Source organism: Methylobacterium sp. 2A, from assembly GCF_009806555.1.
In the GTDB taxonomy this organism is placed as follows: Bacteria; Pseudomonadota; Alphaproteobacteria; order Rhizobiales; family Beijerinckiaceae; genus Methylobacterium.
Genome location: NZ_VUOK01000044.1, coordinates 1 through 24,628 on the forward strand (window position 1 = coordinate 1; position 24,628 = coordinate 24,628).

Annotated in this window: 29 protein-coding genes; 18 read left to right on the forward strand and 11 right to left on the reverse strand. The window is 70.4% G+C overall.

From position 1 onward, the window contains the following. Window positions 1-177 precede the first annotated feature (177 nt). Window positions 178-570, forward strand: coding sequence for a hypothetical protein (locus FVE89_RS19815; RefSeq protein WP_202130947.1), 393 nt, complete (start codon window positions 178-180; stop codon window positions 568-570). Between the two features lie 4 nt (window positions 571-574). Here the strand turns inward: FVE89_RS19815 and FVE89_RS19820 are convergent, their stop codons facing one another. The 4 genes from FVE89_RS19820 to FVE89_RS19835 form a co-directional block, all read right to left on the reverse strand. Beyond that, on the reverse strand, window positions 575-952 hold the full coding sequence (locus FVE89_RS19820; protein ID WP_160535991.1) for a helix-turn-helix domain-containing protein: 378 nt from the start codon (window positions 950-952) through the stop codon (window positions 575-577). Window positions 953-962: 10 nt separating this feature from the next. Next, entirely contained in the window at window positions 963-1,244 is a 282-nt protein-coding gene (locus tag FVE89_RS19825; protein WP_246731036.1) for a type II toxin-antitoxin system HigB family toxin, read from the reverse strand. Between the two features lie 151 nt (window positions 1,245-1,395). Then, window positions 1,396-2,685: a UDP-N-acetylglucosamine 1-carboxyvinyltransferase gene (murA, locus tag FVE89_RS19830; protein WP_160535995.1), complete on the reverse strand. Its 1,290-nt coding sequence runs from the start codon at window positions 2,683-2,685 to the stop codon at window positions 1,396-1,398. Between the two features lie 79 nt (window positions 2,686-2,764). Next, window positions 2,765-2,944 carry a hypothetical protein gene (locus FVE89_RS19835; protein ID WP_160535997.1) on the reverse strand — a complete coding sequence of 60 codons (180 nt, stop codon included), beginning with the start codon at window positions 2,942-2,944 and terminating at the stop codon, window positions 2,765-2,767. A 317-nt stretch (window positions 2,945-3,261) separates the two neighbouring features. On the opposite strand from FVE89_RS19835, the gene hemA reads away from it, so the two are divergent. The 8 genes from hemA (at window position 3,262) to FVE89_RS19875 (ending at window position 10,205) form a co-directional block, all read left to right on the forward strand. Beyond that, window positions 3,262-4,557, forward strand: coding sequence for a 5-aminolevulinate synthase (gene hemA, locus FVE89_RS19840; RefSeq protein WP_160536000.1), 1,296 nt, complete (start codon window positions 3,262-3,264; stop codon window positions 4,555-4,557). 316 nt (window positions 4,558-4,873) lie between these two features. Next, complete coding sequence (locus FVE89_RS19845; RefSeq protein WP_202130946.1) at window positions 4,874-5,671, forward strand: inositol monophosphatase family protein; 798 nt, start codon at window positions 4,874-4,876, stop codon at window positions 5,669-5,671. A gap of 75 nt (window positions 5,672-5,746) precedes the next feature. Continuing rightward, window positions 5,747-6,292 carry an adenine phosphoribosyltransferase gene (locus tag FVE89_RS19850; RefSeq protein WP_160536002.1) on the forward strand — a complete coding sequence of 182 codons (546 nt, stop codon included), beginning with the start codon at window positions 5,747-5,749 and terminating at the stop codon, window positions 6,290-6,292. A 168-nt stretch (window positions 6,293-6,460) separates the two neighbouring features. Next, window positions 6,461-6,595, forward strand: a complete 135-nt coding sequence (rpmH, locus tag FVE89_RS19855) for a 50S ribosomal protein L34 (RefSeq protein ID WP_039893469.1) — start codon at window positions 6,461-6,463, stop codon at window positions 6,593-6,595. A 61-nt stretch (window positions 6,596-6,656) separates the two neighbouring features. Next, window positions 6,657-7,283 carry a ribonuclease P protein component gene (rnpA, locus tag FVE89_RS19860; protein ID WP_160536004.1) on the forward strand — a complete coding sequence of 209 codons (627 nt, stop codon included), beginning with the start codon at window positions 6,657-6,659 and terminating at the stop codon, window positions 7,281-7,283. After that, a complete protein-coding gene (gene yidC, locus FVE89_RS19865; protein WP_160536006.1) occupies window positions 7,273-9,132 on the forward strand; it encodes a membrane protein insertase YidC in 1,860 nt (619 codons plus the stop codon). The genes rnpA and yidC overlap by 11 nt, the downstream gene beginning before the upstream one ends. 39 nt (window positions 9,133-9,171) lie before the next feature. Further along, window positions 9,172-9,825 carry a ribosome biogenesis GTP-binding protein YihA/YsxC gene (gene yihA / locus FVE89_RS19870; RefSeq protein ID WP_160536036.1) on the forward strand — a complete coding sequence of 218 codons (654 nt, stop codon included), beginning with the start codon at window positions 9,172-9,174 and terminating at the stop codon, window positions 9,823-9,825. 2 nt (window positions 9,826-9,827) lie between these two features. Beyond that, the gene (locus FVE89_RS19875; RefSeq protein WP_160536039.1) at window positions 9,828-10,205 is read left to right on the forward strand and encodes a DUF423 domain-containing protein; all 378 of its coding nucleotides are present in this window, start codon (window positions 9,828-9,830) and stop codon (window positions 10,203-10,205) included. A gap of 36 nt (window positions 10,206-10,241) precedes the next feature. Here the strand turns inward: FVE89_RS19875 and FVE89_RS19880 are convergent, their stop codons facing one another. After that, complete coding sequence (locus FVE89_RS19880) at window positions 10,242-10,916, reverse strand: metallophosphoesterase family protein (RefSeq protein ID WP_160536008.1); 675 nt, start codon at window positions 10,914-10,916, stop codon at window positions 10,242-10,244. Window positions 10,917-10,965: 49 nt separating this feature from the next. Further along, window positions 10,966-12,129, reverse strand: coding sequence for a mandelate racemase/muconate lactonizing enzyme family protein (locus FVE89_RS19885; protein ID WP_160536011.1), 1,164 nt, complete (start codon window positions 12,127-12,129; stop codon window positions 10,966-10,968). A 123-nt stretch (window positions 12,130-12,252) separates the two neighbouring features. Between FVE89_RS19885 and FVE89_RS19890 the strand changes: the two genes are divergently transcribed. Next, complete coding sequence (locus FVE89_RS19890; protein WP_160536012.1) at window positions 12,253-13,173, forward strand: LysR family transcriptional regulator; 921 nt, start codon at window positions 12,253-12,255, stop codon at window positions 13,171-13,173. On the opposite strand, the gene FVE89_RS19895 is transcribed toward FVE89_RS19890, so the two are convergent. Continuing rightward, on the reverse strand, window positions 13,149-13,796 hold the full coding sequence (locus FVE89_RS19895; RefSeq protein ID WP_160536014.1) for an RraA family protein: 648 nt from the start codon (window positions 13,794-13,796) through the stop codon (window positions 13,149-13,151). The two genes, FVE89_RS19890 and FVE89_RS19895, sit on opposite strands and share 25 nt — an antisense overlap. A gap of 99 nt (window positions 13,797-13,895) precedes the next feature. Then, the gene (locus tag FVE89_RS19900) at window positions 13,896-14,381 is read right to left on the reverse strand and encodes a pilus assembly protein N-terminal domain-containing protein (RefSeq protein ID WP_160536016.1); all 486 of its coding nucleotides are present in this window, start codon (window positions 14,379-14,381) and stop codon (window positions 13,896-13,898) included. Between the two features lie 317 nt (window positions 14,382-14,698). Between FVE89_RS19900 and FVE89_RS19905 the strand changes: the two genes are divergently transcribed. The 3 genes from FVE89_RS19905 (at window position 14,699) to FVE89_RS19915 (ending at window position 16,427) form a co-directional block, all read left to right on the forward strand. Then, complete coding sequence (locus FVE89_RS19905; RefSeq protein ID WP_160536018.1) at window positions 14,699-14,863, forward strand: Flp family type IVb pilin; 165 nt, start codon at window positions 14,699-14,701, stop codon at window positions 14,861-14,863. A 207-nt stretch (window positions 14,864-15,070) separates the two neighbouring features. Then, window positions 15,071-15,592: a prepilin peptidase gene (locus tag FVE89_RS19910; RefSeq protein ID WP_246731040.1), complete on the forward strand. Its 522-nt coding sequence runs from the start codon at window positions 15,071-15,073 to the stop codon at window positions 15,590-15,592. A gap of 103 nt (window positions 15,593-15,695) precedes the next feature. After that, window positions 15,696-16,427, forward strand: coding sequence for a SprT family zinc-dependent metalloprotease (locus FVE89_RS19915; protein WP_160536022.1), 732 nt, complete (start codon window positions 15,696-15,698; stop codon window positions 16,425-16,427). A gap of 39 nt (window positions 16,428-16,466) precedes the next feature. On the opposite strand, the gene FVE89_RS19920 is transcribed toward FVE89_RS19915, so the two are convergent. Next, the gene (locus FVE89_RS19920; RefSeq protein WP_160536041.1) at window positions 16,467-16,841 is read right to left on the reverse strand and encodes a hypothetical protein; all 375 of its coding nucleotides are present in this window, start codon (window positions 16,839-16,841) and stop codon (window positions 16,467-16,469) included. A 296-nt stretch (window positions 16,842-17,137) separates the two neighbouring features. On the opposite strand from FVE89_RS19920, the gene FVE89_RS19925 reads away from it, so the two are divergent. From FVE89_RS19925 to FVE89_RS19940, 4 genes are all read left to right on the forward strand, one after another. After that, entirely contained in the window at window positions 17,138-17,572 is a 435-nt protein-coding gene (locus FVE89_RS19925; RefSeq protein ID WP_246731051.1) for an invasion associated locus B family protein, read from the forward strand. 41 nt (window positions 17,573-17,613) lie between these two features. Continuing rightward, entirely contained in the window at window positions 17,614-18,279 is a 666-nt protein-coding gene (locus tag FVE89_RS19930; RefSeq protein ID WP_246731041.1) for a hypothetical protein, read from the forward strand. A gap of 151 nt (window positions 18,280-18,430) precedes the next feature. Continuing rightward, a complete protein-coding gene (locus FVE89_RS19935) occupies window positions 18,431-20,302 on the forward strand; it encodes a glycosyltransferase family 2 protein (RefSeq protein WP_342389677.1) in 1,872 nt (623 codons plus the stop codon). Then, window positions 20,299-21,924 (forward strand): glycosyltransferase, encoded by a 1,626-nt coding sequence (locus FVE89_RS19940; protein ID WP_160536028.1) that lies wholly within the window; start codon window positions 20,299-20,301, stop codon window positions 21,922-21,924. Before FVE89_RS19935 ends, FVE89_RS19940 begins: the two co-directional genes overlap by 4 nt. Before the next feature lie 6 nt (window positions 21,925-21,930). Here the strand turns inward: FVE89_RS19940 and purC are convergent, their stop codons facing one another. Together purC and nth are read right to left on the reverse strand one after the other, a co-directional pair. Continuing rightward, window positions 21,931-22,725, reverse strand: a complete 795-nt coding sequence (gene purC, locus FVE89_RS19945) for a phosphoribosylaminoimidazolesuccinocarboxamide synthase (RefSeq protein WP_010684691.1) — start codon at window positions 22,723-22,725, stop codon at window positions 21,931-21,933. Between the two features lie 196 nt (window positions 22,726-22,921). After that, the gene (gene nth, locus FVE89_RS19950; protein ID WP_246731045.1) at window positions 22,922-23,701 is read right to left on the reverse strand and encodes an endonuclease III; all 780 of its coding nucleotides are present in this window, start codon (window positions 23,699-23,701) and stop codon (window positions 22,922-22,924) included. 20 nt (window positions 23,702-23,721) lie between these two features. Between nth and FVE89_RS19955 the strand changes: the two genes are divergently transcribed. Next, window positions 23,722-24,243: a DUF2244 domain-containing protein gene (locus FVE89_RS19955; RefSeq protein ID WP_160536030.1), complete on the forward strand. Its 522-nt coding sequence runs from the start codon at window positions 23,722-23,724 to the stop codon at window positions 24,241-24,243. The last annotated feature ends 385 nt before the right edge of the window (window positions 24,244-24,628 follow it).

Below are 24,628 nucleotides of genomic sequence, written 5' to 3' on the forward strand. Positions count from 1 at the left end.
TCAACCCAGACTACCTCGAGGCCCTCATCCGACAGACCCCAAAATCAGCAACAAAAAGCTGAAGCGATTCCCCTGGCCCGATCACGATCCCGCCGTGACACCGCCGCGGCACAGGTTCGCGCCAGCCCGGGCGTGCAGGATCGCCCGGCCGACGATTCGAGGCGGGACCGGATGGGAATGCGCATCACGCACGCGGCCTTGGTCGCCCTGACGCTGGGCGTCCCGCTCGTCGATCCGGCGCGTGCGCAGGTCGGGCCGGATGCGAAGATCTACATGTACGGGGAGCCCGGGCCGGGCCGCTACGAGTACGGTGCGCCCAGGCCGCGCCACCGGCCACCGCCGCCGCCCGCGGACGACGACTGGAACTGGCCGCCTCCGCCGCCACCGTCCTATGACGCCTATGATCGGCCCCGGGAGCGATGGCGGGACCCCGAGGCGCGCCGCCGATGGGATGAGGGCGTCTGCGTCACGTCCCGCGGGACATGCGCGGCCCCGGCCGGGCCGCCCAGTGCGCCCTGCGGCTGCGAGATCCCGGGCTTCGGATACAAGCGCGGGCAGATCGGCGACTGAGCGCTCAGGCGGCGTCGTCTTCCAGGCGGTAGGGGGCCGCCAGCAGCGCGATCGGCAGGTTCCAGGCCGCACTGATCGCCCGGATCTGGCCGAGGCTCAGCGCCCGCTTCCGGTTCAGGATCTCGGACGCACGCGCCCGGGAGCCGAGCAGGCGGGCGAGCTCGCTCTGGGAGCGGCCCATATCGGTGATGGCGAAGTGCAGGATCTCGACCGGATCGGCCGCCGCGATCGGGAAATGCTGCTCCTCGTAGGCTTCCACAAGGGTCGCGAGCACATCGAGCTTGTCGCCCTCCGGGGTTCCCAGGGGGAAGCCCCACAGCCGTTCGATCTCCTGCAGCGCGTCGCGGTGATCTGCGTCTGAGCGGATCGGTCTGATCTCCACGGACGGCCTCCTAGAACTGTGAGACGGTGAAGACATCGACGCTGTCGTACTGTTCGTGCGTGCCGAGAAACTTCGCGAAAGCGATCTGCTTCTCGAAATCGAAAGCTGCGATCAAGCGATACTGACCGCCTGCGATTTCGAAGCGTACGCGGTCACCGTTCAGCACCTTCGCTTTTGGAAAAGCCTCTTGGATGTCCGACATGGCAGCGGGAGCGAGAATCTTGATCGTTCGATGCCAGCGCAACAGGGCCGGCTGCGCCGGCGGATGAATGTCTGCGAACCGACGCAGCATGCTGAATGCGATGATCCGCATCCTTCCAGCGTAGCTTGCTTCCAATTTGGGAACAAGTCGCGTCTTCAGGAGGCCGAGCGGCTGCGCTGATGACGCAGAGCCGCTCGGCGAGTTTATGAATGCCCGATGACGCGTCGGCCAGCCGATCTGCTCAGGCCCGCACCCGCTCGATCCGCGCGCCGCAGCGGCCGAGCTTGGCCTCCAGCGCCTCGAAGCCGCGGTCGAGGTGGTAGACCCGGTTGATCTGGGTCTCGCCCTCGGCGGCGAGCCCGGCGATCACCAGGGAGACGGAGGCGCGCAGGTCGGTGGCCATCACGGGGGCGCCCTTCAGCCGCTCCACGCCCTCGACGATCGCGAGGTCGCCGTCGAGGCGGATCTTCGCGCCGAGGCGGGCCAGCTCCTGCACGTGCATGAACCGGTTCTCGAAGATCGTCTCGCGGATATGCGACTGGCCCTTGGCGAGCGTCATCAGCGCCATGAACTGCGCCTGCAGGTCGGTGGGGAAGCCCGGATAGGGATCGGTCGTCACATCGACCGCCGCGATGCCGGCACCGTTGCGGCGCACCCGGATCCCGCCCTCGACCGAGCTGATCTCGGCGCCCGTCGTGGACAGGACGTCGAGGGCCGCGTGCAGCAACTCGGCCCGCGTGTCCTTGAGCACCACGTCGCCGCCCGCCATCGCCACCGCCATGGCGTAGGTGCCGGTCTCGATCCGGTCGGGCAGCACCTCGTGGCGGGCGCCGCCGAGCCGCGCCACACCCTCGATCTCGATATGGGGCGTGCCGGCGCCGCGGATCTTGGCGCCCATCTTGTTCAGGCACTCGGCGAGGTCGACCACCTCGGGTTCCCGCGCGGCGTTCTCGATCACCGTGGTGCCGTAGGCCAGAGCCGCCGCCATCAGCGCCACATGGGTGCCGCCCACCGTGACCTTCGGGAAGGCGATCTCGGCCCCGCGCAGACCGTTCTTCGTCCGGGCGACGACGTAGCCGGCATCGATCTCGATCTCGGCTCCGAGCTTCTCCAGCGCCATGATCAGCAGGTCGACCGGCCTTGTGCCGATGGCGCAGCCGCCCGGCAGCGAGACCTTCGCCTCGCCGAACCGCGCGAGCAGCGGCGCGATCACCCAGAAGCTCGCCCGCATGGTCGAGACCAGCTCGTAGGGTGCGGTGGTGTCGATGACGTTGGAGGCGGTGAGCCGGATCGTCTGCCCGGTCTCGGTCGTCTGCCCGGGGCGCTTGCCCACCACCATGTGGTCGACGCCGTGATTGCCGAGGATCCGCGTCAGCGCGGCGATGTCGGCGAGCCGCGGCACGTTGATCAGCTCCAGCGTCTCGCCGGTGAGCAGGCTCGCGATCATCAGCGGCAGCGCCGCGTTCTTGGCGCCCGAGATCGGGATGACGCCGTTGAGCGGCGTGCCGCCGATGATGTGGATGCGGTCCATGCTGTGTCCTCGGGCGGCACGCCTCCGGGCGTGCGGCCGTGATCCTCGCGGGCGCCGCGGCGCCCAGGCTTGACCGTTCCTATAGCCGGGATTTGTCGGAATCTGGACCGCTCGCTTCGGTCTCCGGGTCCGCGGCCCGATCCGCCTCGGGTGCCGGCTGCGCCTCGGCGCGGCCGCGGCCCTGCACCTTCCGGCGGCGCAGGTTCTCCCGGAGCGCCGCCTTGAGGCGCGCCGCGCGCACGTCCTTCGCGTCCGTCACCGCGCGACCCTTCGCCGCCGCAAGGTCCGCGCAGGTCCGGCGTCTGGACTGGTGCAGCTCCGGAAGGACGGGGGGCGAAGGCTCAAGGAACAAGTATCCTATTGGGATAGACGGGCTCCGTGCAACGCTATCGCGTTCTGCCGACCCTCTCAATGGATGCAGGGCAGCGATGCCGGAACCTTACCTTGAACCAGTTCCAGATCCGCGCGTATCTTCCGCCCCGCACGCGAAGGACTGACCGAGGCTGGACCTCAATCGCGGGACTTAGACGGGCGCCGGAAGGCGCCGCCCGCGCGGCCGAACACGAAGGACGCTCGATGACCGTGACCCGGATGCCCAGCTCGACGCTCGCCCCGACGGGTTCGACGCGTGCCGGCTCCGGCTACGAGCGCTATTTCCGCGGCGCTTTGGATCAGCTCCACGGCGAGCGCCGCTACCGGGTCTTCGCCGATATCGAGCGCATCTCCGGCCGCTTTCCCACCGCGAAGTGGCGCCAGCCGGACGGCAAGACCGTCGAGATCACCGTGTGGTGCTCCAACGACTACCTCGGCATGGGCCAGCACAAGGAGGTGGTGGCCGCCATGACCGAGACCGCCGCCCGCTGCGGCGTCGGCGCCGGCGGCACCCGCAACATCGCCGGCAACAACTCGCCCCTGGTCGATCTGGAGCGCGAACTCGCCGACCTGCACGGCAAGGAGGCGGGCCTCGTCTTCACCTCGGGCTACGTCTCGAACCAGGCCGGCATCTCGACCATCGCCAAGCTGATCCCGGACTGCCTGATCCTCTCGGATGCCTTCAACCACAACTCGATGATCGAGGGTGTGCGTCATTCCGGCTGCGAGAAGAAGATCTTTCGCCACAACGACCTCCAGCACCTGGAGGCGCTGCTGCGCGAGGCCGGCGACCGGCCCAAGCTGATCGTGTTCGAGTCGGTCTATTCCATGGACGGCGACGTGGCGCCGATCGGCGCGATCTGCGATCTCGCCGACCGCTACGGGGCGATGACCTACCTGGACGAGGTCCACGCGGTCGGCCTCTACGGCGAGCGCGGTGCCGGCATCGCCGAGCGGGACGGGGTGATGCACCGGGTCGACGTGATCGAGGGCACGCTGGCCAAGGGGTTCGGCTGCGTCGGCGGCTACATCACGGCCTCGGCGGCGATCTGCGATGCGGTGCGCAGCTTCGCGCCGGGCTTCATCTTCACGACCGCGCTGCCCCCCGCGGTGGCGGCCGCGGCCCGGGCCTCGGTGCGCTACCTGAAGCGGTCGAGCGCCGAGCGGGAGGCGCATCAGCGCCAGGCGGCCGCCACCAAGGCGGCGCTGAGCGCGGCGGGCCTGCCGGTGCTGCAGACCGAGACCCACATCGTGCCGGTGATGGTCGGCGATGCCGAGCTGTGCAAGGCGGCGGCCGACCACCTGCTGGAGCGGCACGCGATCTACATCCAGCCGATCAACTATCCGACCGTGCCGCGCGGGACCGAGCGCCTGCGGATCACGCCCTCGCCGTTCCACGAGGCCGCGCACATCGAGCGCTTGGCCGCGGCGCTGACCGAGACCTGGGAGACGCTGGACCTGCCGCGGGCCGGGACGGTGTTCGTCGAGGCGGCGGAGTAGGGCGTACAGCGCAGCGCGCGTTTCCCTCCCCCCTCTGCGGGGGAGGGTGGCCTGCGAAGCGGGTCGGGAGAGGGGAGCGACAGGGCAGGATGGGTCGCTGGCCTTCAGGCCTGCTCCGTACTTTTCCGAACCCGCGTTCCCCTCTCCCGACCCCTGCTGCCGCAGGGGCCACCCTCCCCCGCAGTGGGCGAGGGGGTGACGCGGCGCCCGCCGCGCCCGCGTCGGCGCTCGACCCATCTCCCGCCCCCATCTCGTCTTTTCCGGCGCGCCCCTGTAACGACGGTGCCAACCCGTCCTCGCGAAAAGCCTCGAAAAAATGATCTCCTCACCCCTCATGACCGTGATGGTCGATGCCGTGCGCAAGGCCGCCCGGGGCCTGCGCCGCGACTTCGGCGAGGTCGAGAACCTGCAGGTCTCGCGCAAGGGGCCCGGCGACTTCGTCTCGGCGGCCGACCGCAAGGCCGAGGAGGTGCTGCGCGACGCGCTCGTGAAGGCGCGTCCCGGCTACAGCCTGGTGCTGGAGGAGAACGGGGTCATCGAGGGCACCGACAAAAGCCACACGTGGCACGTCGATCCCCTCGACGGCACCTCGAACTTCCTGCACGGCGTGCCCCACTTCGCCGTCTCGGTCGGCCTGGAGCGCGAGGGCCAGATCGTGGCCGGCGTGATCTTCGATCCGATCAAGGACGAGCTGTTCGTCGCCGAGCGCGGCAAGGGCGCCTATCTCAACAACCGCCGCCTGCGCGTCTCCGGACGCCAGGACATGGCCGACGCGCTGGTCGGCTACGGCACGCCCTATCTCGGCCGCGGCAGCCATCCGCGCCTGCTGCGCGAGCTCGGCGCCGTGATGGCGGTGGCGGGCGGCACCCGCCGCATGGGCTCGGCGGCCCTCGACATGGCCTATGTCGCCTGCGGGCGCCTCGACGCCTATTGGGAACGCGACCTCCAGACCTACGATTTCGCCGCCGGGGTGATCCTGGTGCGTGAGGCCGGCGGGTTCGTGAGTTCGGCGGACGGCGCGGCCGAGCCGCTGGCACCCCGCTCGGTGGCCTGCGGCAACGAGGGGCTGCACCGGGAACTCGTCGCCATCCTCAAGAAGGTCCAGGCGGCCTGACCGGATGATGCTCGCGCTGGTCAGGGCGTCGGGCTTCTGCTTTAAGCCCGCGGTTCCTCACGGAAGGCCGAACGCATGGAAGCCCGCCGCCACGTCGCGCTGAAGGAATCGATTCGCTCGATTCCCGACTACCCGAAGCCCGGCATCATCTTCCGCGACATCACCACGCTGCTCAGCGACCCGCGCGCCTTCCGGCGGGCGGTGGACGCGCTGGTCCATCCCTATGCGGGCGGCCAGATCCAGCAGGTGGCCGGCATCGAGGCCCGGGGCTTCATCCTCGGCGGCGCGATCGCCCACCAGCTCTCCTCGGGCTTCGTGCCGATCCGCAAGAAGGGCAAGCTCCCGCACAAGACCGTCTCGATGGCCTATGCGCTGGAATACGGCACGGACGAGATCGAGATCCACGTCGATGCCGTGAAGCCCGGCGACAGGGTGCTGCTGGTCGACGACCTGATCGCCACGGGCGGCACCGCGACCGCGGCCGTGAACCTGCTGCAGAAGATCGGCGCCGAGATCGTGGCGGCCTGCTTCGTCATCGACCTGCCCGAGATCGGCGGCGCGCAGCGCCTGCGCGACATGGGCGTCGAGGTGCGCACCCTCATGCAGTTCGAGGGCCATTGAGCCCCGCGAAACGTTGACTTCACCGGACCCATCCGCCATAAGCCCGCCACTCGCGACGTGGCGCCCCGCCTGGGCGCCCTTCGTGTTTGCAGACAACCAGGACGCGTGAAGGTCGGGTGCAGCATCAGCTGCCCGCGAGCGCGCCTCGACCTTTGAAGGCTCTGAGCCATGAAGAGAACCTACCAGCCCAGCAAGCTCGTCCGTAAGCGCCGCCACGGTTTCCGCGCGCGCATGGCCACCGCCGGTGGCCGCAAGGTGATCGCGCGCCGCCGCGCCCACGGCCGCAAGAAGCTGTCGGCCTAGGGCCGGAATGCCCTCCGCGGCCGCGCCGCGGGGGATGGGATTGGCCGGGATCGGACCATCGATGGCGACGATCGAGCGGCTCAAGAAACGACCGGACTTCCTGGCGGCGGCCGAGGGGCGCCGCTTCCATACCGAGCGGATGAGCGCCCAGGGCCGTCTCCGGAGGCCGGACGGACCGCCCGGCCTCCGGCTCGGCTTCACCATCACGAAGCGGGTCGGCCACGCGACGGAGCGCAACCGCATCCGGCGTCGGCTCCGGGCTGCCGTCGCCCTGATCGCGGCCGATCTCCCGGGCGACCTCGCAAGCCTGCCGGCCGACATCGTGCTGATCGCCCGCCGCCCTGCGCTCGACGCACCCTTCGAGACCCTCGCCGAGGATCTGCGCCGCGCCTTGCCCGCGGTGACGCGCCCGGCCGCCCCCCGGCCCCCCGGCCAGGGGCGCGGCAAGCGGTCCGGCAAATCTGGCGATCGACCTTCCACGACCACACCTCTCCCGCAGGATGCGGGCCAGCCCGTGCCGTCCGGCCAAGCAGCCATCGGCCAAGCCGACATCGGTCAAGCCGACATCGGCGCGTCGTACGGGCGCGGCAGAGGTCCCCGAATCACAGGCGCGCGCGGGTCCGACAGGACCGGCGCCCGCCCTGACGTCACTCCGAACGCGTGCGGCGGTGTCCCCGATGGGCAATGACAAGACGAACATGTTCGTGGCCATCGGCCTGTCGCTGCTGGTGCTGCTCGGCTGGCAGTACTTCGTGGCCGGGCCCCGCATGGAGCAGCAAAGGCTGATCGAGGCGCAGAACAAGGCCGCGCAGCAACAGCAGCAGCCCCCGGGCGTGACCCCGGACGGGGTGCCCTCGGCCTCGCCGAAGGAGGGCGGACCGGCTGCGCCGGCCCCCGGCACGCTGCCGACCACGCAGGGCGGCCCGGTCTCCCGTGAGGCGGCGCTCGCCCGCTCGCCGCGCATCCGGATCGATACACCGGCGCTCTCGGGCTCGATCGCCCTGAAGGGCGGCCGCGTCGACGACGTGTCGCTGAAGAACTACCACGAGACCGTCGACCCCAAGAGCCCCGAGATCGTGCTGCTCTCGCCGGCCGGGAGCGAGACGCCCTACTACGCCGAGTTCGGCTGGGTCGGCGCCAACGCCGGGCCGCTGCCCAACAACGACACGCTCTGGACCAGCGACGGCAAGACGCTCTCCCCCGGCAGCCCCGCGACCCTGACCTGGGACAACGGCGCCGGCCTCGTCTTCAAGCGGATCATCGCGGTCGACGACAAGTACATGTTCACGATCCGTGACGAGGTCGAGAACAAGGGCTCGGGGGCGATCACGCTCTACCCGTACAGCCTCGTCTCCCGCTGGGGTAAGCCGCACACCCAGGGCTACTACGTCCTGCACGAGGGCATGATCGGCTATCTCGGCAACGACGGCCTGCAGGAATTCACCTACGACAAGCTGGCCAAGGAGGGCGCCTATGGCGGCGCCAACACCAGGGGCAAGGCCTGGACCGGCGTGAGCGGCGGCTTCGTCGGCATCACCGACAAGTACTGGGCGGCGGCCGCGATCCCCGATCAGGACACGCCCTATACCGGCGCCTTCACCGACCGGACCGACGGCACCACCAACGTCTACCAGGCGAGCGTGCGCGGCGACGCCGTGAACCTCGCGGCCGGCGCCTCGGCCACCGCGACCCAGCGGCTGTTCGCGGGCGCCAAGGAAGTCAACGTCATCAACAACTACGAGAAGGACCTCGGCATCAAGCACTTCGATCTGATGATCGACTGGGGCTGGTTCTTCTTCATCACCAAGCCGATGTTCCGGGCGCTGGACTTCTTCTACCACCTGTTCGGCAATTTCGGCATCTCGATCCTGGTGGTGACCTTCTGCCTGAAGCTGCTGTTCCTGCCGATCGCGAACCGGTCCTATGTCTCCATGGCCAAGATGAAGGCCGTGCAGCCCGAGATGGCCGCCATCCGCGAGCGCTACAAGGACGACCGCCTGAAGGCCCAGCAGGCCACGATGGAGCTGTACAAGAAGGAGAAGATCAATCCGGTCGCCGGCTGCTGGCCGGTGCTGATCCAGATCCCGGTCTTCTTCGCGCTCTACAAGGTGCTGTTCATCACCATCGAGATGCGCCACGCGCCGTTCTTCGGCTGGATCCACGACCTCGCGGCGCCGGATCCGACGAGCATCGTGAACCTGTTCGGCCTGCTGCCCTTCCCGGCGCCCGACTTCGTCCACCTGGGCGTCTGGCCGATCATCATGGGCATCACGATGTTCGTGCAGATGAAGATGAACCCCGCGCCGCCGGACCCGGTCCAGGCGCAGATCTTCACCTTCATGCCGATCGTGTTCACCTTCATGCTGGGCTCGTTCCCCGCCGGCCTCGTGATCTACTGGGCCTGGAACAACACCCTGTCGGTGACGCAGCAATACATCATCATGCGGCGCAACGGCGTGAAGGTGGAGCTGTGGGACAACCTGCGGAACACGTTCCGACGCGGCGGTGGCACCAAGGCTGCGGCCACCAAGAGCTGACGGGCAGGGGCTGACGGGCAAGACGCCGTGCAAGACACAGTGACCGGGACCAACGACGACGCGGCCGACCTCACCGAGGCCGGCCGCCTGCTCTTCGCCGGCGCCGCCGACTTCTACGCGGCCGCCCAGACCCTCGACCGGCTGCCGCCCATGGAGGGCGTCGAGATCGCCTTCGCGGGGCGCTCGAATGTCGGCAAATCGAGCCTGATCAACGCGCTCACCGGCCGCAACACCCTGGCGCGGACCTCGCACACGCCGGGGCGGACGCAGCAGCTCAACTTCTTCCGGATCGGCGAGCGCCTGTCGCTGGTCGACATGCCGGGCTACGGCTATGCGGCGGTTGAGAAGGCCAAGGTCGAGGCCTGGACCCGGCTGATCCACTCTTATCTGAAAGGTCGCTCGAACCTCGCCCGGGTGTTCATGCTGATCGACGCCCGGCACGGCTTCAAGTCGATCGACACCGACGTGCTCGACGGGCTCGACAAGGCGGCGGTGAGCTATCAGGTCGTGCTGACCAAGGGCGATTCCCTGAAGAAGAGTGAGGTCGCGAGCCGCATCGCCGGGATCGAGGCCGGGCTCGCCAAGCGCCCGGCCGCCTTTCCGCAGGTGATCCTCACATCGAGCCGGGACGATTCCGGCGTGCCGGAGTTGCGGGCGGCGATCGCCAAGCTGCTGGTGGAGCGCGGAACGTGAGACTGACGGGAATCGACCGCGCGCTCGTTGCGCTCGCCTGCCTCGCAGGTCTCCTCGGCGTCGCGCTCAGTGCCGCGGCCGCTCACATTCCGGGGGCGGACTCGCTGAAGACCGCGGCGCAGTTTCTGCTGTTTCACGCGCCGGCGATTCTGGCGCTGGTGGGGTTTGGCGCTGCCGGGCTGGCGCGTCCGGGCCTTGCGCGTGCCGCGGCAGGGCTGCTGGTTCTCGGCCTGATCCTGTTCTGCGGCGACCTCGCGGTGCGCACGTGGCTGCAGCACCCGCTCTTCCCGATGGCCGCACCGACCGGCGGTTTTGCCTTCATGGGTGGCTGGCTCGTCGGGATGCTCGGCGCGCTGGTGCCCGTGCGGCACGGCGCCTGAACCCGGCCGGTTAAGCGTACGCGATTCGATCCGGGACTACCCCGCTCTCACCTGCAGGAAATCCAGCGCCGGCCCCTGCGCTTCGGAAAACACCCCCGCGGTGAGCGCGCCACCGTAGACGGCCGCCGTATCGAGGTTGGTCCGGAACCGGCGCGCCTCCGGGCGGCCGGTCCGCTGGGGCGTGTGGCCGTGGACCACGTGGCGCCCGAAATCGTGGTCGCCCGTCAGGAACGGATCGCGAATCCAAAGCCGGTTGTGATCGTCCGGGTCCGGGACCGCGGCCCCCGGCTGGAATCCGGCATGGACGTACCAATGGGCCCCGTCGCCGTGGAGCGTCGGCAGCGCCTCGATCCAGTCGAGGGTGTCGCGGGGAATGCCGGACAGGTCCCGCGCGCCGAAGGAATCCAGCGTCGCCTCGCCGCCGTTGGACATCCAGTGCGCCGCGGCCGACCGGGTCTGGAGCGCGTCGAGCAGCATGCGCTCGTGATTGCCCATCAGGCAGGTGACGCGTCCGGGCTCAGCCCAGTTCAGGCGGCTCAGGGTGCGCAGCACGCCTGCGCTGTCCGGGCCGCGGTCGATGTAGTCGCCCAGGAAGACGAGCCGGTGGGGGCGGTCCCCCGCATGGTCGGCGATCCGCACCAGCAGCGCGTCGAGGAGGGCGGCGCAGCCATGGATGTCGCCGACGGCGTAGGTGAGGGGTCTGGAATCCATGGCGGCATCGTCCACCGGGGCGGCCGGCACCGCAAGGCCGGGCCGAACGCTATTCCGCCAGGTCCCGCATCACGGCGATCAGGTCGGCCTTGCCCTCGAAGCCGATGCCGGGCAGCTCCGGCATGGTGATGTGGCCCTCCTCGACCCGCACCCCGTCCGGGAAGCCGCCATAGGGCTGGAACAGGTCCGGGTAGCTCTCGTTGCCGCCGAGCCCGAGGCCGGCCGCGATGTTGAGCGACATCTGGTGCCCGCCATGCGGAATGCAGCGCGCCGGCGACCAGCCGAATTCGGCGAGCACGTCGAGGGTGCGCAGATACTCCACCAGCCCGTACGACAGGGCGCAGTCGAATTGCAGCCAGTCGCGGTCGGGCCGCATGGCGCCGTAGCGCAGCAGGTTGCGGGCGTCCTGGTGCGAGAACAGGTTCTCGCCGGTGGCCATCGGCCCGGGATAGACGGGCGCGAGCGCCGCCTGGAGCGCGTAGTCGAGCGGGTCGCCTGCCTCCTCGTACCAGAACAGCGGATAGTCCCGCAGCATCCTGGCATACGCGATGGCGGTCTCGAGATCGAAGCGGCCATTGGCGTCCACCGCGAGCCGGCCCCGCCCGTCGATCTCGGCGAGCACCGCCTCGATCCGGCGCCGATCCGCGTCGATCGGCGCGCCGCCGATCTTCATCTTCACGACCGTGTAGCCGCGGTCGAGATAGCCGCGCATCTCGGCCCGGAGGGCTGAGTCGTCCTTGCCCGGATAATAGTAGCCGCCCGCGGCGTAGACGAAGACCCGCGGGTCGGCCGTGCGGCCCTTCTGCTCCGCCAGCATCCGGAACAGCGGCTTCCCGGCGATCTTGGCCGCCGCATCCCAGACCGCCATGTCGAGGGTGCCGACCGCCACCGAGCGCTCGCCGTGTCCGCCCGGCTTCTCGTTGCGCATCATCGCCGTCCAGATCCGGTGCGGATCGAGATTGTCGCCGGCATCGGTCAGGAGGCTTGCCGGATCGACCTCCAGGATCCGGTCGCGAAACCGTTCGCGGATCAGGCCGCCCTGGCCGTAGCGGCCGTTGGAGTTGAAGCCGTAGCCGACGACCCGGCGCCCGTCCCGCACCACGTCGGTGACCACCGCGACGAGGCTCGTGGTCATCTTCGAGAAGTCGATATAGGCGTTGCGGATCGGCGAGGCGATCGGCTTGGTGACCTCGCGGACGTCGACGATGCGCATGGCGGAAGCTCCGGGGCTGGCTGATCCCGGCGCCGTAGCGCCGATCGGGGTCGATCGGCCAATGCCGTTTCCGGCCTGCGCGATGCGCGGGCGGCATCGGCCGCGCCGGCCGCGGAGCGCGCCATGGAACTCGACTGGCTGAAGGATTTCCTGGCGCTCGCCGAGCACAGGACCTTCTCGCGGGCGGCGGGGGCCCGCCACGTCACGCAGCCCGCCTTCAGCCGGCGGATCCGCGCCCTGGAGGACTGGATCGGCACGCCCCTGTTCCTGCGGAGCGCGCAGGGGACGACGCCGACCCGTGCGGGCGAGGGCTTCCGGCCGCAGGCGGAGGCGCTCGTCCGCGATCTGGAGCGCGCCCGCCGGGATGCCCGGGCGGCCGGTGAGCGGGCGGCGGCGAGCCTCGCGATCGCGGCGACCCACGCCCTGTCGTTCACCTTCTTCCCCGGCTGGATCCGGCAGCATGTGCAGTTCGAGGCCCTGGGCGCGCTCAACCTCATCTCGGACAGCATGGAGGCCTGCGAGGCGATCATGCTCGCCGGAGAGGTGCAGTTCCTGCTGTGCCACCACCGGGCCGACGCAAGGCCGCGCCTCGATGAGCGGTTCGAATCCGTCCGCGTCGGCCGGGACAGCCTCGTCCCGCTCTGCGCGCCCGCGGCCTCCGGCGGGCCGCTCTGGCCCCTCGCGGAGCAGGGGCGGCCCGCCCGCTATCTCGCCTATGGCAGCGCCTCGGGCCTCGGCCGGATCCTGGCGGCGAGCGGCGTCGGCGGGACGTGCGAACCCGTCTTCACATCGCATCTCGCGGCCACGCTCTTGACCATGGCCCGGGAAGGCGACGGCGTGGCATGGCTGCCGGCGACGCTCGCCGAGGAGGCTTTGGCCCGCGGCCAGCTCGTCCGGGCGGGGCCTGAGACCCTGGATGTCCCGGTGGAGATCAGGCTGTTCCGCTCGCTGACGAACCGAACCGGCGCGGCCGACGCGCTCTGGCGGGGGCTCGGCGAAGCCGATCCGGCGGAACCGCCTCAGCCGTTCGAGGGCCGGGCGTAGCGTCCGTCGTAGCGGCCGGACCGGATCAGCGCGAGGACCTCCGCCTCCCGGGCGGCTTGCGCGCGCACCGCCTCGCGCAGGTGCGGCACGATCCCGGGCGGAAAGGTGACGACCCCGTCCGCGTCGCCCACCACCACGTCCCCCGGATTGACCGTCCAGCCGCCGATGCTGACCGGCAGGTTGGTCGCGCCGGGCCCCGTCTTGAACGGGCCGCGCGGCGTCGCGGCACGGGCGTAGCAGGGGAAGTCGGAATTGGCGAAGGCCTCGGTGTCCCGCACCGCCCCGTCGATCACGAAGCCCGCGACGCCGCGGCTCTCGGCGATGGCCTTCATGATGTCGCCCACCAGCGCCCGGCTCGTATCTCCGCCGCCATCGACCACGATCACGTCCCCGCGACGGGCCGCCTCCAGCGCCTGATGGATGGCGAGGTTGTCGCCCGCCCGGACCTGGACCGTGAAGGCCGTGCCGAGCAGCTGGCCGCCCCGGTGGAACGGGCGCAGACCCGACAGGACCGGCATGCGGTCGAGGCAATCGCTGATCGTCGCCGTGGCGACGCCGCGGAAGGCGGTGAGCAGGCCGGGATCCACGGGATGCGGCAGCGGGTGGTGCGTCACGTCGGTCATCGGCCCGGATCTCTTCCCATCTTCCGGCCGCCGGAGCCCTGCGGGATCGGCGACTCGGTGGAAGATCCTGCCTCAAGCGGGCCGCAGTGTCGCCAGCCGTCAGCGATCGCCGCCCGGTGCCGCGCCACTGGTGGCGAGCCTGCGGCGGGCATCCGCCTGGCTGCTGGTCGCCCCGAAATAATTCGCCGAGTCGCCGAGCTGGACCGCGGGCTGGCAGTTCGGCGTGCAGGACAGCGATTCCCGGTCGAGCCCGCGCTGGACCGTGATGGTCGAGTCCCGCGACGCCTCCACGCGGATCATCGTCTCGGCGACCATCGAGCCGGCATTGTCCAGGGCGATCAGGTTGGTCGAACCGAAGCTCTTGCCCGTGAGCACGAGCACGCCGTTCTTCTGCGGCGTGACCTCCGCGATGATCGGGTTCCCGACGATGACGGTCGAGGTCTTCTCCGGCAGCCGGATCACCTTGGCGTTGTCCACCAGCACGGTCACAACCGGCAACGGCTCGGGCTGGCCGGCCAGCGCCGCGGAGCCCATCAGCAGGAGAAGGAGGCCGGCTCGGCCCGCATGCGGCACGGTGCGGTGCATCGAAATGGCTCCCGTGGAAGCGGTCGGGGGACGGGACCAAGCCCGCACCCGTGAATACGCCGGACGGGTGAAGGAAGCGCTAAGCAAACCCGAGTGCTCGGCTCTACACGCCATGCCGGGATCGGCGACCGACCGTCGAAACGGAACCTTCACCACGCTGGCGGCTGTACGGGGTCTCTGTGCGACCAAAATCCGGCTTAACCGATTTTCAAGGCGAAATCGGCAGTTTGTGCGAGCCGCCGATCGAGACCTGAAAATTCTTCGTCGGTCATCGTGTAAGTTTTGGTCGCACAGAATTGATCGAAGGATCGTTCCCCATGAAGAGCCTGTTCGCGCGTTTCGCCTCTGACGAGTCCGGCGCCACCGCCATCGAGTACGGCATGATCGCGGCGCTGATCGCGGTCGCCATCATCGCCGCCCTCAAGACCGTCGGCACCAACCTCACCAACAAGTTCACCCAGATCTCCGGCAACCTGAACTGATCGGCCCTCGACGGCTACGATCTGCGGCAGGTCGGAGACGCCCCCATCGTGCTTGAGCCGGCGGGGGCGTTCTCGACCGGCCGCCGCGCTCGTGGCGGGCGCGTCAACGCCTCCGAGGGTCGGGCGGTCCCGGCCCCGTACCAATTCCGGCAACAGGCATCGCAGGTTGGCTCCGAGATGATCGGTGCGGGCATCGCAAGCTCTCAGATGGCGAGTCTGGGTCCGGCCGGCTTCGGCCTGCTCGTGCTGTTCCCGTTCCTGATGGCCTATGCCGCGGCGAGCGACCTGCTCACCATGCTGATCCCCAACAGGATCTCGCTGGCCCTGGTCCTGGGCTTCGTGGTGCTCGCGGTGACGGGCCCGATGAGCTGGACCGAGATCGGTTTTCACCTCGGTGCGGGGGCTGCGATCTTCGTGGCGACCTTCACGCTGTTCGCCTTCGGGGTGATCGGCGGCGGCGATGCCAAGCTGGCGGCCGCGACGGCCCTGTGGCTCGGCTTCGACGGCCTGGGCGATTATCTCCTCGTGGCCTCCCTGCTGGGCGGCGCCCTGACCCTGGCTATCCTCTTCGCGCGCGCGCATCCGCTGCCGGGGCGCATCGCGCGCATGCCCTTCGCGCTGCATCTGCACGATGCGAAGACCGGCATCCCCTACGGCATCGCGCTTGCCGCCGCCGCGCTGCTGGTCCTCCCCGAAACGGAAGTCTGGAGCCGGGCGCTCGCCGGCTGACTCTTTTAGGCTGATGCCGCGGTCCTGACGGACATCGCCGGCCTGCATCGATTCCGGGATCCGGGATCTGGAGCCTCGCGTCCGGCCCCGCTAGAAGTTGGGCATGCCCCTCGCGCTGCTGCGTCGTCCCGATCCGGATCACCTCGAGGTTCAGCACGAGGACGCGCGCTTCCGCATCGCGCTCCGGAGGCGCCCGACTGCGCGCCGCATCACCCTCCGGGTTTCGGCCGCCACCGGCGAGGTGGTGATCACGCTGCCGAGCCGGACGGCCGTGAACACGGCACAGCGTTTCGCCGCGAGCCATGCGGGCTGGATCGCCGCGCGGCTCGCCCGCCTGCCCGAACGCGTGCTCTTCGCGCCGGGCGCGAGCCTGCCGCTGCGGGGCGAGCCGCACTGCGTGCGCCTGCAGGGGGCCCGGGGCGGCGTGCGCATCGAGCGCGAGGCCGGCGAGCCGGTGATCGCGGTCGCCTGCGACCCGGCCCATGTAGCCCGTCGGATCCGGGATTTCCTGACCCGGGAGGCCCGGCGCGACCTGACGGAGGCGGTCGAGCGCTACGCGCCGCGCCTCGGACAGCGGCCGGTCCGCATGACCCTGCGCGACACCCGCAGCCGCTGGGGATCCTGTACGGCGCGGGGCGAGCTGAACTTCTCCTGGCGCCTGATCCTGGCTCCGCCGATGGTGCTCGACTATCTCGTCGCCCACGAGATGGCGCACCTGCGCGAGATGAACCACTCGCCCCGGTTCTGGACGCTCCTGCGCGACCTCTGCCCGCACGTCGACGCCGCGGAGGCGTGGCTCAAGCGCAACGGCACCAGCCTGCACCGCTACGGCTGAGCGCGAGGGCGCCGCTTCACAGGCCAATCGGCCTTGGCGTCACCCTTTGGAGTGCAGCACGCGCTCGCGGGCAACGGCGTCGGCCGGCCAGCTCGGCCGCGGATCGACTTCGCCGGGATTGAGGGTGCGCGGGGCGACGCTGTCGCAGATCTCGCGCTGGCGGATGATCACCGGGTTGCCGAAGGCGTCGCGCCGGCGGACCAGGCCGCCATCCCGGCAGTAGCCGGCAATCGCCGCCTGCCCCGTGCGGCGGCCGTAGGGATTCACCGCCACGGGCGGATGCTCGATCACCAGCGTGTCGGTGTGGTTGAGCGAGCGCTCGACATAGGTGGTCTCGCCGACCGGCAGGCTCTGGGCCCCGGCCTGCGTGAGGGCGGCCATCAGGCAGGCGGCCGAAAGGGCGAGCGTACGCATCACGGCGACAGAATCCGGCGCTTGAGGACTGACCGAGACTTATCTAGGTCGCGTTGACCCCCTCGGATAGCGCCGCCGCGCAACACAGAGCCCGGATCGCTTGACAGCGCGGGGCCGGCCATGGTCCCAACACGCCCGATTTTACGGCTCCCGCCCCCCGCGGCCGGAGCGTTCCGAAGGGATCGGTGGTGCCGCTTCACGCGAGGCTCGTTCGATTTCGGCGCGCAGTCCGGCGCGTCGCGCTGCCGGTCTTCCTCGCCCTCGTCGCGGCGGCGCTCGCCCCCGCAGGGCCCGCCATGGCCCAGGGCATGGTGCGCAAGACCTTTGATGATTGGCAATTGCGCTGCGAGACGCCGGCCGGCGCGAAGGCCGAGCAATGCGCGCTGGTCCAGTATCTCGCCGCCGAGGACCGGCCGAACCTGACCCTCGTGGTCATCGTCCTGAAGACCGCGGACAACCGCGGCTACCTGCTGCGGGTGGTGGCGCCCTTGGGCGTGCTGCTGCCCTCGGGCCTCGGTCTGAAGATCGACCAGACCGATATCGGCCGGGCCGGATTCGTCCGCTGCCTCACCACGGGTTGCGTGGCCGAGGTGGTGATGGATGACGGCCTGATCCGCCAGTTCAAGAACGGGACGCAGGCGACCTTCATCGTGTTCCAGACGCCCGAGGAAGGCGTGGGCATCCCGCTCTCGATGAAGGGCTTTGCGGCCGGGTTCGACAGCCTGAAATGACGGGGCCGCTCGGGAGCCGTGCGATGATCGGAGGTCGGGACATGTCCGAAGTCGGCTGCCGGCGCGCGGCGGCGTTTCTGGTCCTCGCCGCCGCACTCGCCGCGACGCCGGCCCGGGCCGAGGAGGGCAACGTCCTCTCCAACCTGTTCAAGTTCGGCGGCACGACGGTTCCGCCGTCGCAGCCCGAGAGCCTCGATCCGCCCTATTGCCCGCCCGTGGAGGTCGCAGACGGCGCCGCCGCCTCGCGCACCATGGCGGGCGCGAATGTGCGGACGCAATTCTCCCTCGGCCGCCTCGCCCGCGAATGCACGCGCCTCCCGGACGGCTCGATCACCGTCAAGGTCGGGGTCGAGGTGAATGTCCTGCTCGGGCCGGCCGGCGCGCCGGGCCGGTTCGACGTGCCGGTCACGTTCCAGATCCGCCACGACGGCAAGGTGATCGCGAGCCGCGTCGAGCGCGCTGGCGTGGTCGTCGGATCCGGCGAGGCGCAGGGCTTCGCCACCATCGTGGCCGACGCGCTGACGGTCCCCCCCGCGCTGACGGCGGATTACGATATCGCGGTCGGCGTCGGCGCGGTGGGCAAGGGTGCGGCTGGCAAGGGTGCGGCTGGCAAGAGTGCGGCTGGCAAGAGTGCCGCGAAGCCGCGCCGCCGGAAGCCGGCGGTCGCCGAGGCGCCCCCGGGCGGAGGCGACGACGCTGCCCAGTGACGCAGCGGCGCGCCGCGTCGATCCGGGTCCAGCGTCCGCCCGTCGCGACCGCCCCTGGTTCGGTCGCGCGACCCGCTTCCGCCTGGAAGAGACGGACGATCCCGTCTTCGATCGCCGTCTCGTCCTGCCGGATCATCCGACCGGCTGGATCGTGCTGAGCTACCGGGACGGCGCGGTGGTGGCGCCGCGCCGCCCGATCCTGCGCGTCCTGCGCGGTTCCGGCGAGGCGCCCCAGGATTTCGTGCTGCCCGGCGCGTCCCTGGGTGTCGCGCACTGGCTCGGGCTGATCCCGCCGGATGCGCGGGAGATCCGCCTCTGCGCCGGACCCGGTTTCACCCTGGAGCGGGTCGGCGCCCGGCGCGAGATCGAGGTCCTGGCGCAATGCCTCCTGCGGCGCCCCTGGCGCTTCGTGGGGGCGCTCTACGAGCGGGTCCGAGGCTCGGAGCGCCGCTACCGCGACACGCTGCGGGGCACCTGCGCGGTGACGCCGCTCGCAAGGTTCGACGCCTGGGCCGCCGCCCGGACGGGGCCGAATTCCATTCCGCCCGGGGACCTGCGGATCCGCTGCCTCATCCTCGCGCGTCCTGGCGAGACGGCGCCCCTGGCCGCGACGCTGGAGGCCCTGGAGGCGCAGACGCAGCGCCCCGAAGCCATCTGCGTGGCCTGGGAGGGCGCGCCGCCCGCCGCGCCGGATGCGCGCGCTCTTCATCGAAGCTGGGACGAGCGCGCCGACACGAAGGATCTCGTCGCCGGCTCCCAGGCTCTGTGCCTGCTGCGGCCCGGCGACATCCCGGAGCCCGATGCCCTGGCGCTCCTGGCGCAGGCGCTTGAGGGCGGGGATCTCGCCTACGGCGACGCCATCGGGTCGGACGGCCGGCCGCGCCTGAAGCCGGATTGGAGCCCTGACCTCGCCCTGGCGACGGGTTATCCGGGCCGTCCGCTCCTCGCGTCGAAACCGTTCCTCGCGGCGTCCCTGCCGGCGCCCCTGGGTCCGATGGCGCAGATGGAACTGGCGCTGGAGATGGCCGCCGTCTCCGCGCGGGTTGCCCACGTTGCGCGTCCCCTCGCGCGTACCGCGGCCGATCCCCTCGACGCGCCCGCTCGGGGGCAGGCACTCAACAGCCGCCTGAAGGCCCCGGATGCCGCGGCCGCCGCGCTCCGGGACGGCGCCGTCCAGCTTCTCTGGCCGCTGCCGGACCCCGCACCGACGGTCAGCATCGTGATCCCCTCGCGCGACCGGCTCGACCTGATCACCCGCGTCTGCCGCGGCGTCCTTCAGGAGACGGCCTACGCGCCGATCGAGCTGATCATCGTCGATAACGGCTCCACCGACCCCGCGGTGCTGGCCCATTACGAGACCCTGCGCCGGGATCCGCGTGTGCGCATCCGGATCGACCCGCAGCCCTTCAACTTCGCCGCCATGGTCAATGACGGCGTCGCCCTGGCGTCGGGTGCCGTGATCGTCCTCCTCAACAACGACGTGGCGGTTTTGGAGCCCGGCTGGCTGGACGCGATGGTCCGGCAGGCCTGCCGGCCCGAGGTCGGTGCCGTGGGCGCCAAGCTCCTCTACGGCGACGGCACCCTGCAGCATGCCGGCGTCGTGGTCGGGCTTGGCGGACGGGCGGGCCACATCCTGCGCCGCCGCCCCGGCGACACGCCGGGCCATCTCGGGCGGCTTCAGGTCGCCCACGAGGTTTCCGCCGTGACGGCCGCCTGCCTCGCGGTGTCGCGCGCGAAATACCAAGCGGTGGGCGGCTTCGACGCCGAATCCTTCCCGGTCGATTTCAACGATGTCGATTTCTGCCTGCGGCTGGGCGCGGCCGGCTGGAAGAGCGTCTGGACCCCGGACGCGACCCTCGCCCACCTCGAATCCGTGAGCCGCGGCCCCTCGATCGGCGCCGAGCGCGCCCGGTTCGAGCGGGAGGCCGCGCGGTTCTCCGAGCGCTGGCGCGACGTGATCCGGCACGATCCGTTCTACCATCCCGCCCTGTCGCTCACGACCTTCGGCGAGGATCTGGAATGACGCCCCGCCGCTCCGGGCGCAGGCTCGCCGACGCGGCGCGCCGGATCCTGGGCCATCCCCGCGAGGCCGGTGCAATCCTCTGGGCGCGGCTGACCGGCAAGCGCCTCCGCGCCCGACAGAGGCTCGCGGCGCTGATCGGCATCGACCACCGCCTCGCCCTGCCGGCACGGATCCTCGGCCGCTTCCCGTTGGCTTCGGAGGCGCCGGGCGATGACATCCGCCTGATCGGCGACGGCACCCTCGTGGCCGGCGCCCCGGCGCGGATCGCCGGGGCCTTCGCGGCCGATCCCGGCCTCCAGGCCCTCTACGGTGACGCCCTCGTGCAGGAGCGGCCGGGCGGTCCGGTGCTGCCGCTCCTGCCGCCGGTCTTCGATGCCGACCGGCTCGCGGCCTTCGATGACCTCGGCCCCGTCCTGGCCTATCGGCGCACCGCCCTCGATTCGGATCTCGACCCGGTCAGCCCGGCCGATGCCGCATTCCGCATCGCCGAGCGGCACGGTGCGCGGGCCATCGGCCACCTACCGGAGATCCTGTCGATTCGGCGTGAGGACGGCGATCCCCTCGCCCCGCTTGTGGGGGGAGGGGCACCCAAGCTTCAGCCTGAAAGGGGCGAACATCCTGGGGCAGGGGAGGGGGGGCAGATCCACCACCGGGTGGTCGCGTCCCATCTCGATCGGACCGGCCGCAGCGGCGCCCGCATCGCCGCCGCGCCGGACGGCCTCCTGCGCGTGGAGGATCCGCTCCCGGATCCGCCGCCGCTCGCCAGCCTGATCGTGCCGACCCGCGACCGCCTTGACCTGCTCCGCCCCTGCCTCGAAAGCCTGCGGCGCTGCACCGACTGGCCGTCCATCGAGATCCTGGTCTGCGACAACGACAGCCGCGAGCCGGAGACCCTGGCCTACCTGATCGACCTCGAGCGAGAGGGGAGGGGGCATGTCGTGCCCTGTCCCGGGCCGTTCAATTTTGCGGCGATGAACAACGCGGCCGCGGCCCGCGCCCGGGGTCGGCTGCTGGTCTTCGTCAACAACGACGTCGAGGCGTTCCGACCCGACTGGCTGACGCTCATGGCCCGGCAGGCCCTGCGGCCGGATGTCGGCGCCGTCGGCGCCAAGCTCCTCGACGGCGCGGGCCGGATCCAGCACGGCGGCATCGTGCTCGGCACCGGCGGTCTGGTGACCCACGGGCACCGCCATTTCCCGGGCGACGCGCCGGGCTACCGCGCGGCCCTGCGGGTGACGCACGCGGTCTCGGCCGTGACGGCCGCCTGTCTGGTCGTCGAGGCGGAGAAGTTCCGGGCGGTGGGCGGCTTCGACGATGCGGCCTTCGCGGTCGATTTCAACGACGTCGATCTCTGCCTGCGCCTCAACGCGGCCGGCTACCGGACGCTGCTGGTCCCCGAGGCGGTGCTCTATCACCGCGAGGCGGCCAGCCGCCGCTGGACCCCGGAGGCGCGCGCCCGGCATGCGCGCGAGATCGCCGCCCTCAAAACGCGATGGGGGCCGCTGCTGGCACAGGACCCCCATTATCACCCGGGCTTCGACCCGGACCTCTCGACCCATGCGCGCCTGCGCAGCGGTTTCCCGGCAGCGGGCACGGCCACTATCCGCCGCCCGCCCGCCTGAGGGCGCTTACTGGACGAGCCGCGGCCCGCCGCCCTGGACCTTCTCGTTCTCCGACATGATGCCGAGCCGCTTGGCGACTTCGGTATAGGCCTCGATCAGCCCGCCGAGATCCTTGCGGAACCGGTCCTTGTCGAGCTTGTCGGACGACTTGATGTCCCAGAGCCGGCACGAATCCGGGGAGATCTCGTCGGCCACGACGATGCGCATCATGTCGCCTTCCCAGAGCCGACCGGTCTCCATCTTGAAATCCACGAGCCGGATGCCGACGCCGAGGAAGAGGCCCGACAGGAAGTCGTTGACGCGGATCGCCAGCGCCATGATGTCGTCGATCTCCTGGGGCGTCGCCCAGCCGAAGGCCGTGATGTGCTCCTCGGAGACCATCGGGTCGTTCAGCGCGTCGTTCTTGTAGTAGAACTCGATGATCGAGCGCGGCAGCTGGGTGCCTTCCTCCAGGCCCAGCCGCGTGGCGAGCGAGCCGGCCGCCACGTTGCGCACCACCACCTCGAGCGGGATGATCTCGACCTCGCGGATCAGCTGCTCGCGCATGTTGAGCCGGCGGATGAAGTGCGTCGGCACGCCGATGTCGTTGAGGTGCTGGAAGACGAATTCGGAGATCCGGTTGTTCAGCACGCCCTTGCCGTCGATGACCTCGTGCTTCTTCGCGTTGAAGGCCGTCGCGTCATCCTTGAAGTGCTGGATGAGCGTGCCGGGCTCGGGCCCCTCGTAGAGGACCTTCGCCTTGCCCTCGTAGATGCGACGGCGGCGGTTCATAGGCGTGTACCGTGGTTTGAGGAAGTCCATGGGCCGAGGCTCCTGATGCGCGACGATGGGGAGGATCCGCGGCGCGGCGACCGGACGCGAGGTCGGGTAGCCGGACGGCCTCTGCCCGACGGCCCCGGCGACCGGCCGCCAAACTAGCCGAACCGGGCTGCCAGCACAACGCGTTAGCCCGCCGGGCGGGATTGCGGAGGGCGCCCCGCACGTGCCCCGGGCGCCATCACGCCGTCGTCTTGGACGGGTATCGGCAGAGATCCGCGATGCGGCAGCGCGGACATTCCGGCTTACGCGCCTTGCAGGTGTAGCGGCCGTGCAGGATCAGCCAGTGATGGGCGTGCAGGCGGTAGGGTTCCGGCACGATCGCCTCCAGCCCGGCCTGGACTTTGTCGGTGGTGGTGCCGACGAAGAGCGGGATCCGGTTCGAGACCCGGAAGATATGGGTGTCGACCGCGATCCGCGGCACCCCGAAGGCGATGTTCAGCACGACGCTGGCGGTCTTGGCGCCGACGCCGGGCAGCACCTGGAGCGCCTCCAGGCTCGCCGGCACGGCGCCGCCATGCTGCTCGACCAGGATGCGCGAGAGCGCCACCACGTTCTTGGCCTTGGTGTTGAACAGGCCGATCGTCCGCACGAAGTCGCGGACCCGCTCCTCGCCGAGCGCCAGCATCTTCTCCGGCGTGTCGGCGGCCGCGAAGAGCGGGCCGGTGGCGAGGTTGACGCCCCGGTCGGTCGCCTGGGCCGAAAGCACCACCGCGACGAGCAGGGTGAACGGGTTGACGTAGTGGAGTTCGCCCTTCGGCTCGGGCTCGGCCGCCTGGAAGCGGCGGAAGATCTCGACGAGGGTTGCCGAATCGACGGCTTCCGGGGCCGCATCCGCATGGGCGGTCAGGGCAGGCCGGATCGAACCTCCGAGCCGACCGGTGGCAGCGCTCTTGCCCCGCTTCGCGGTCCCGCGCGCGGCGCGATCCGTCACGGGACTCGGTGTCTTTCTGGCGGGCATGGGCGCGTTATATGGATCGCATGGCGAGCGGCAATCCTTCCGTCCATCCCGACGGTCTCGATCCCGATTCGATCGACCGGCCCGTCTTCGCGGCGACGATCCGGCCGCACCAATCCCTGAGCCGGCTCGGCTTCCGCGTGGTGATGACCGGCTGCTGCGCGGTCTCGCTCACGGTCTCCATCTGGGCGTGGCGCATGGGGTTCTGGCCGGTCGCCGGCTTCTTCGGCCTCGACATGCTGGCGATCTACGCGGCCTTGAAGGTGAGCGCCCGGCGCGGCCGCTCCTTCGAGGAGGTGATGATCTCGCAGATCGAGATCCTGCTCGCGCGGGTCAGCCACCGGGGGGAGCGGCGCGAGTGGCGGTTCAACCCGCTCTGGACCAAGCTCGAGACGGTGGAGGACGACGAGTACGGTCTGCAGCGGCTGACCCTGGTCTCCCGGCGGCAGCAGGCGCTCGTCGCGCGGGATGCCGGCCCCGACGAACGCGCGCGCGTGGCCCAGGGGCTGAGCGCGGCGCTGGCGCAGGTGAAGAAGGGCTACTGAACGCCATCGCAGCCGCCCGCCATCAAGGGCTTACGGAGGCCCGTCAGCGGCAGCCGACGGCGTGGCGGAAAAAATCGCCCGCCCCACGGAACAAAGCCGTTGACGGGCCGGATCGAGGGATCTATACCCCGGTTCATCGGCGCCGGCCGCGAGAGTGGACCGGGCGCTGAGGCATCTTCTGACAAGCAGCGGGATTGGCCGGCTGAGTAGCCGGGCGATCTTCTGTTTGTCTTTTGAGGCCGGCTCCGCGAACGGGTCGCTTCGGCGGTTCCGGGGCGGGGTTGACAGGGGGATCGGCGGGCTTTAGACGCCCTCCACCGCTGAGGCGGACCACCGAATGGTCGGTCCGGTATCACGGTTCCTCCAGTCGAGCAAGGGTCGGTTC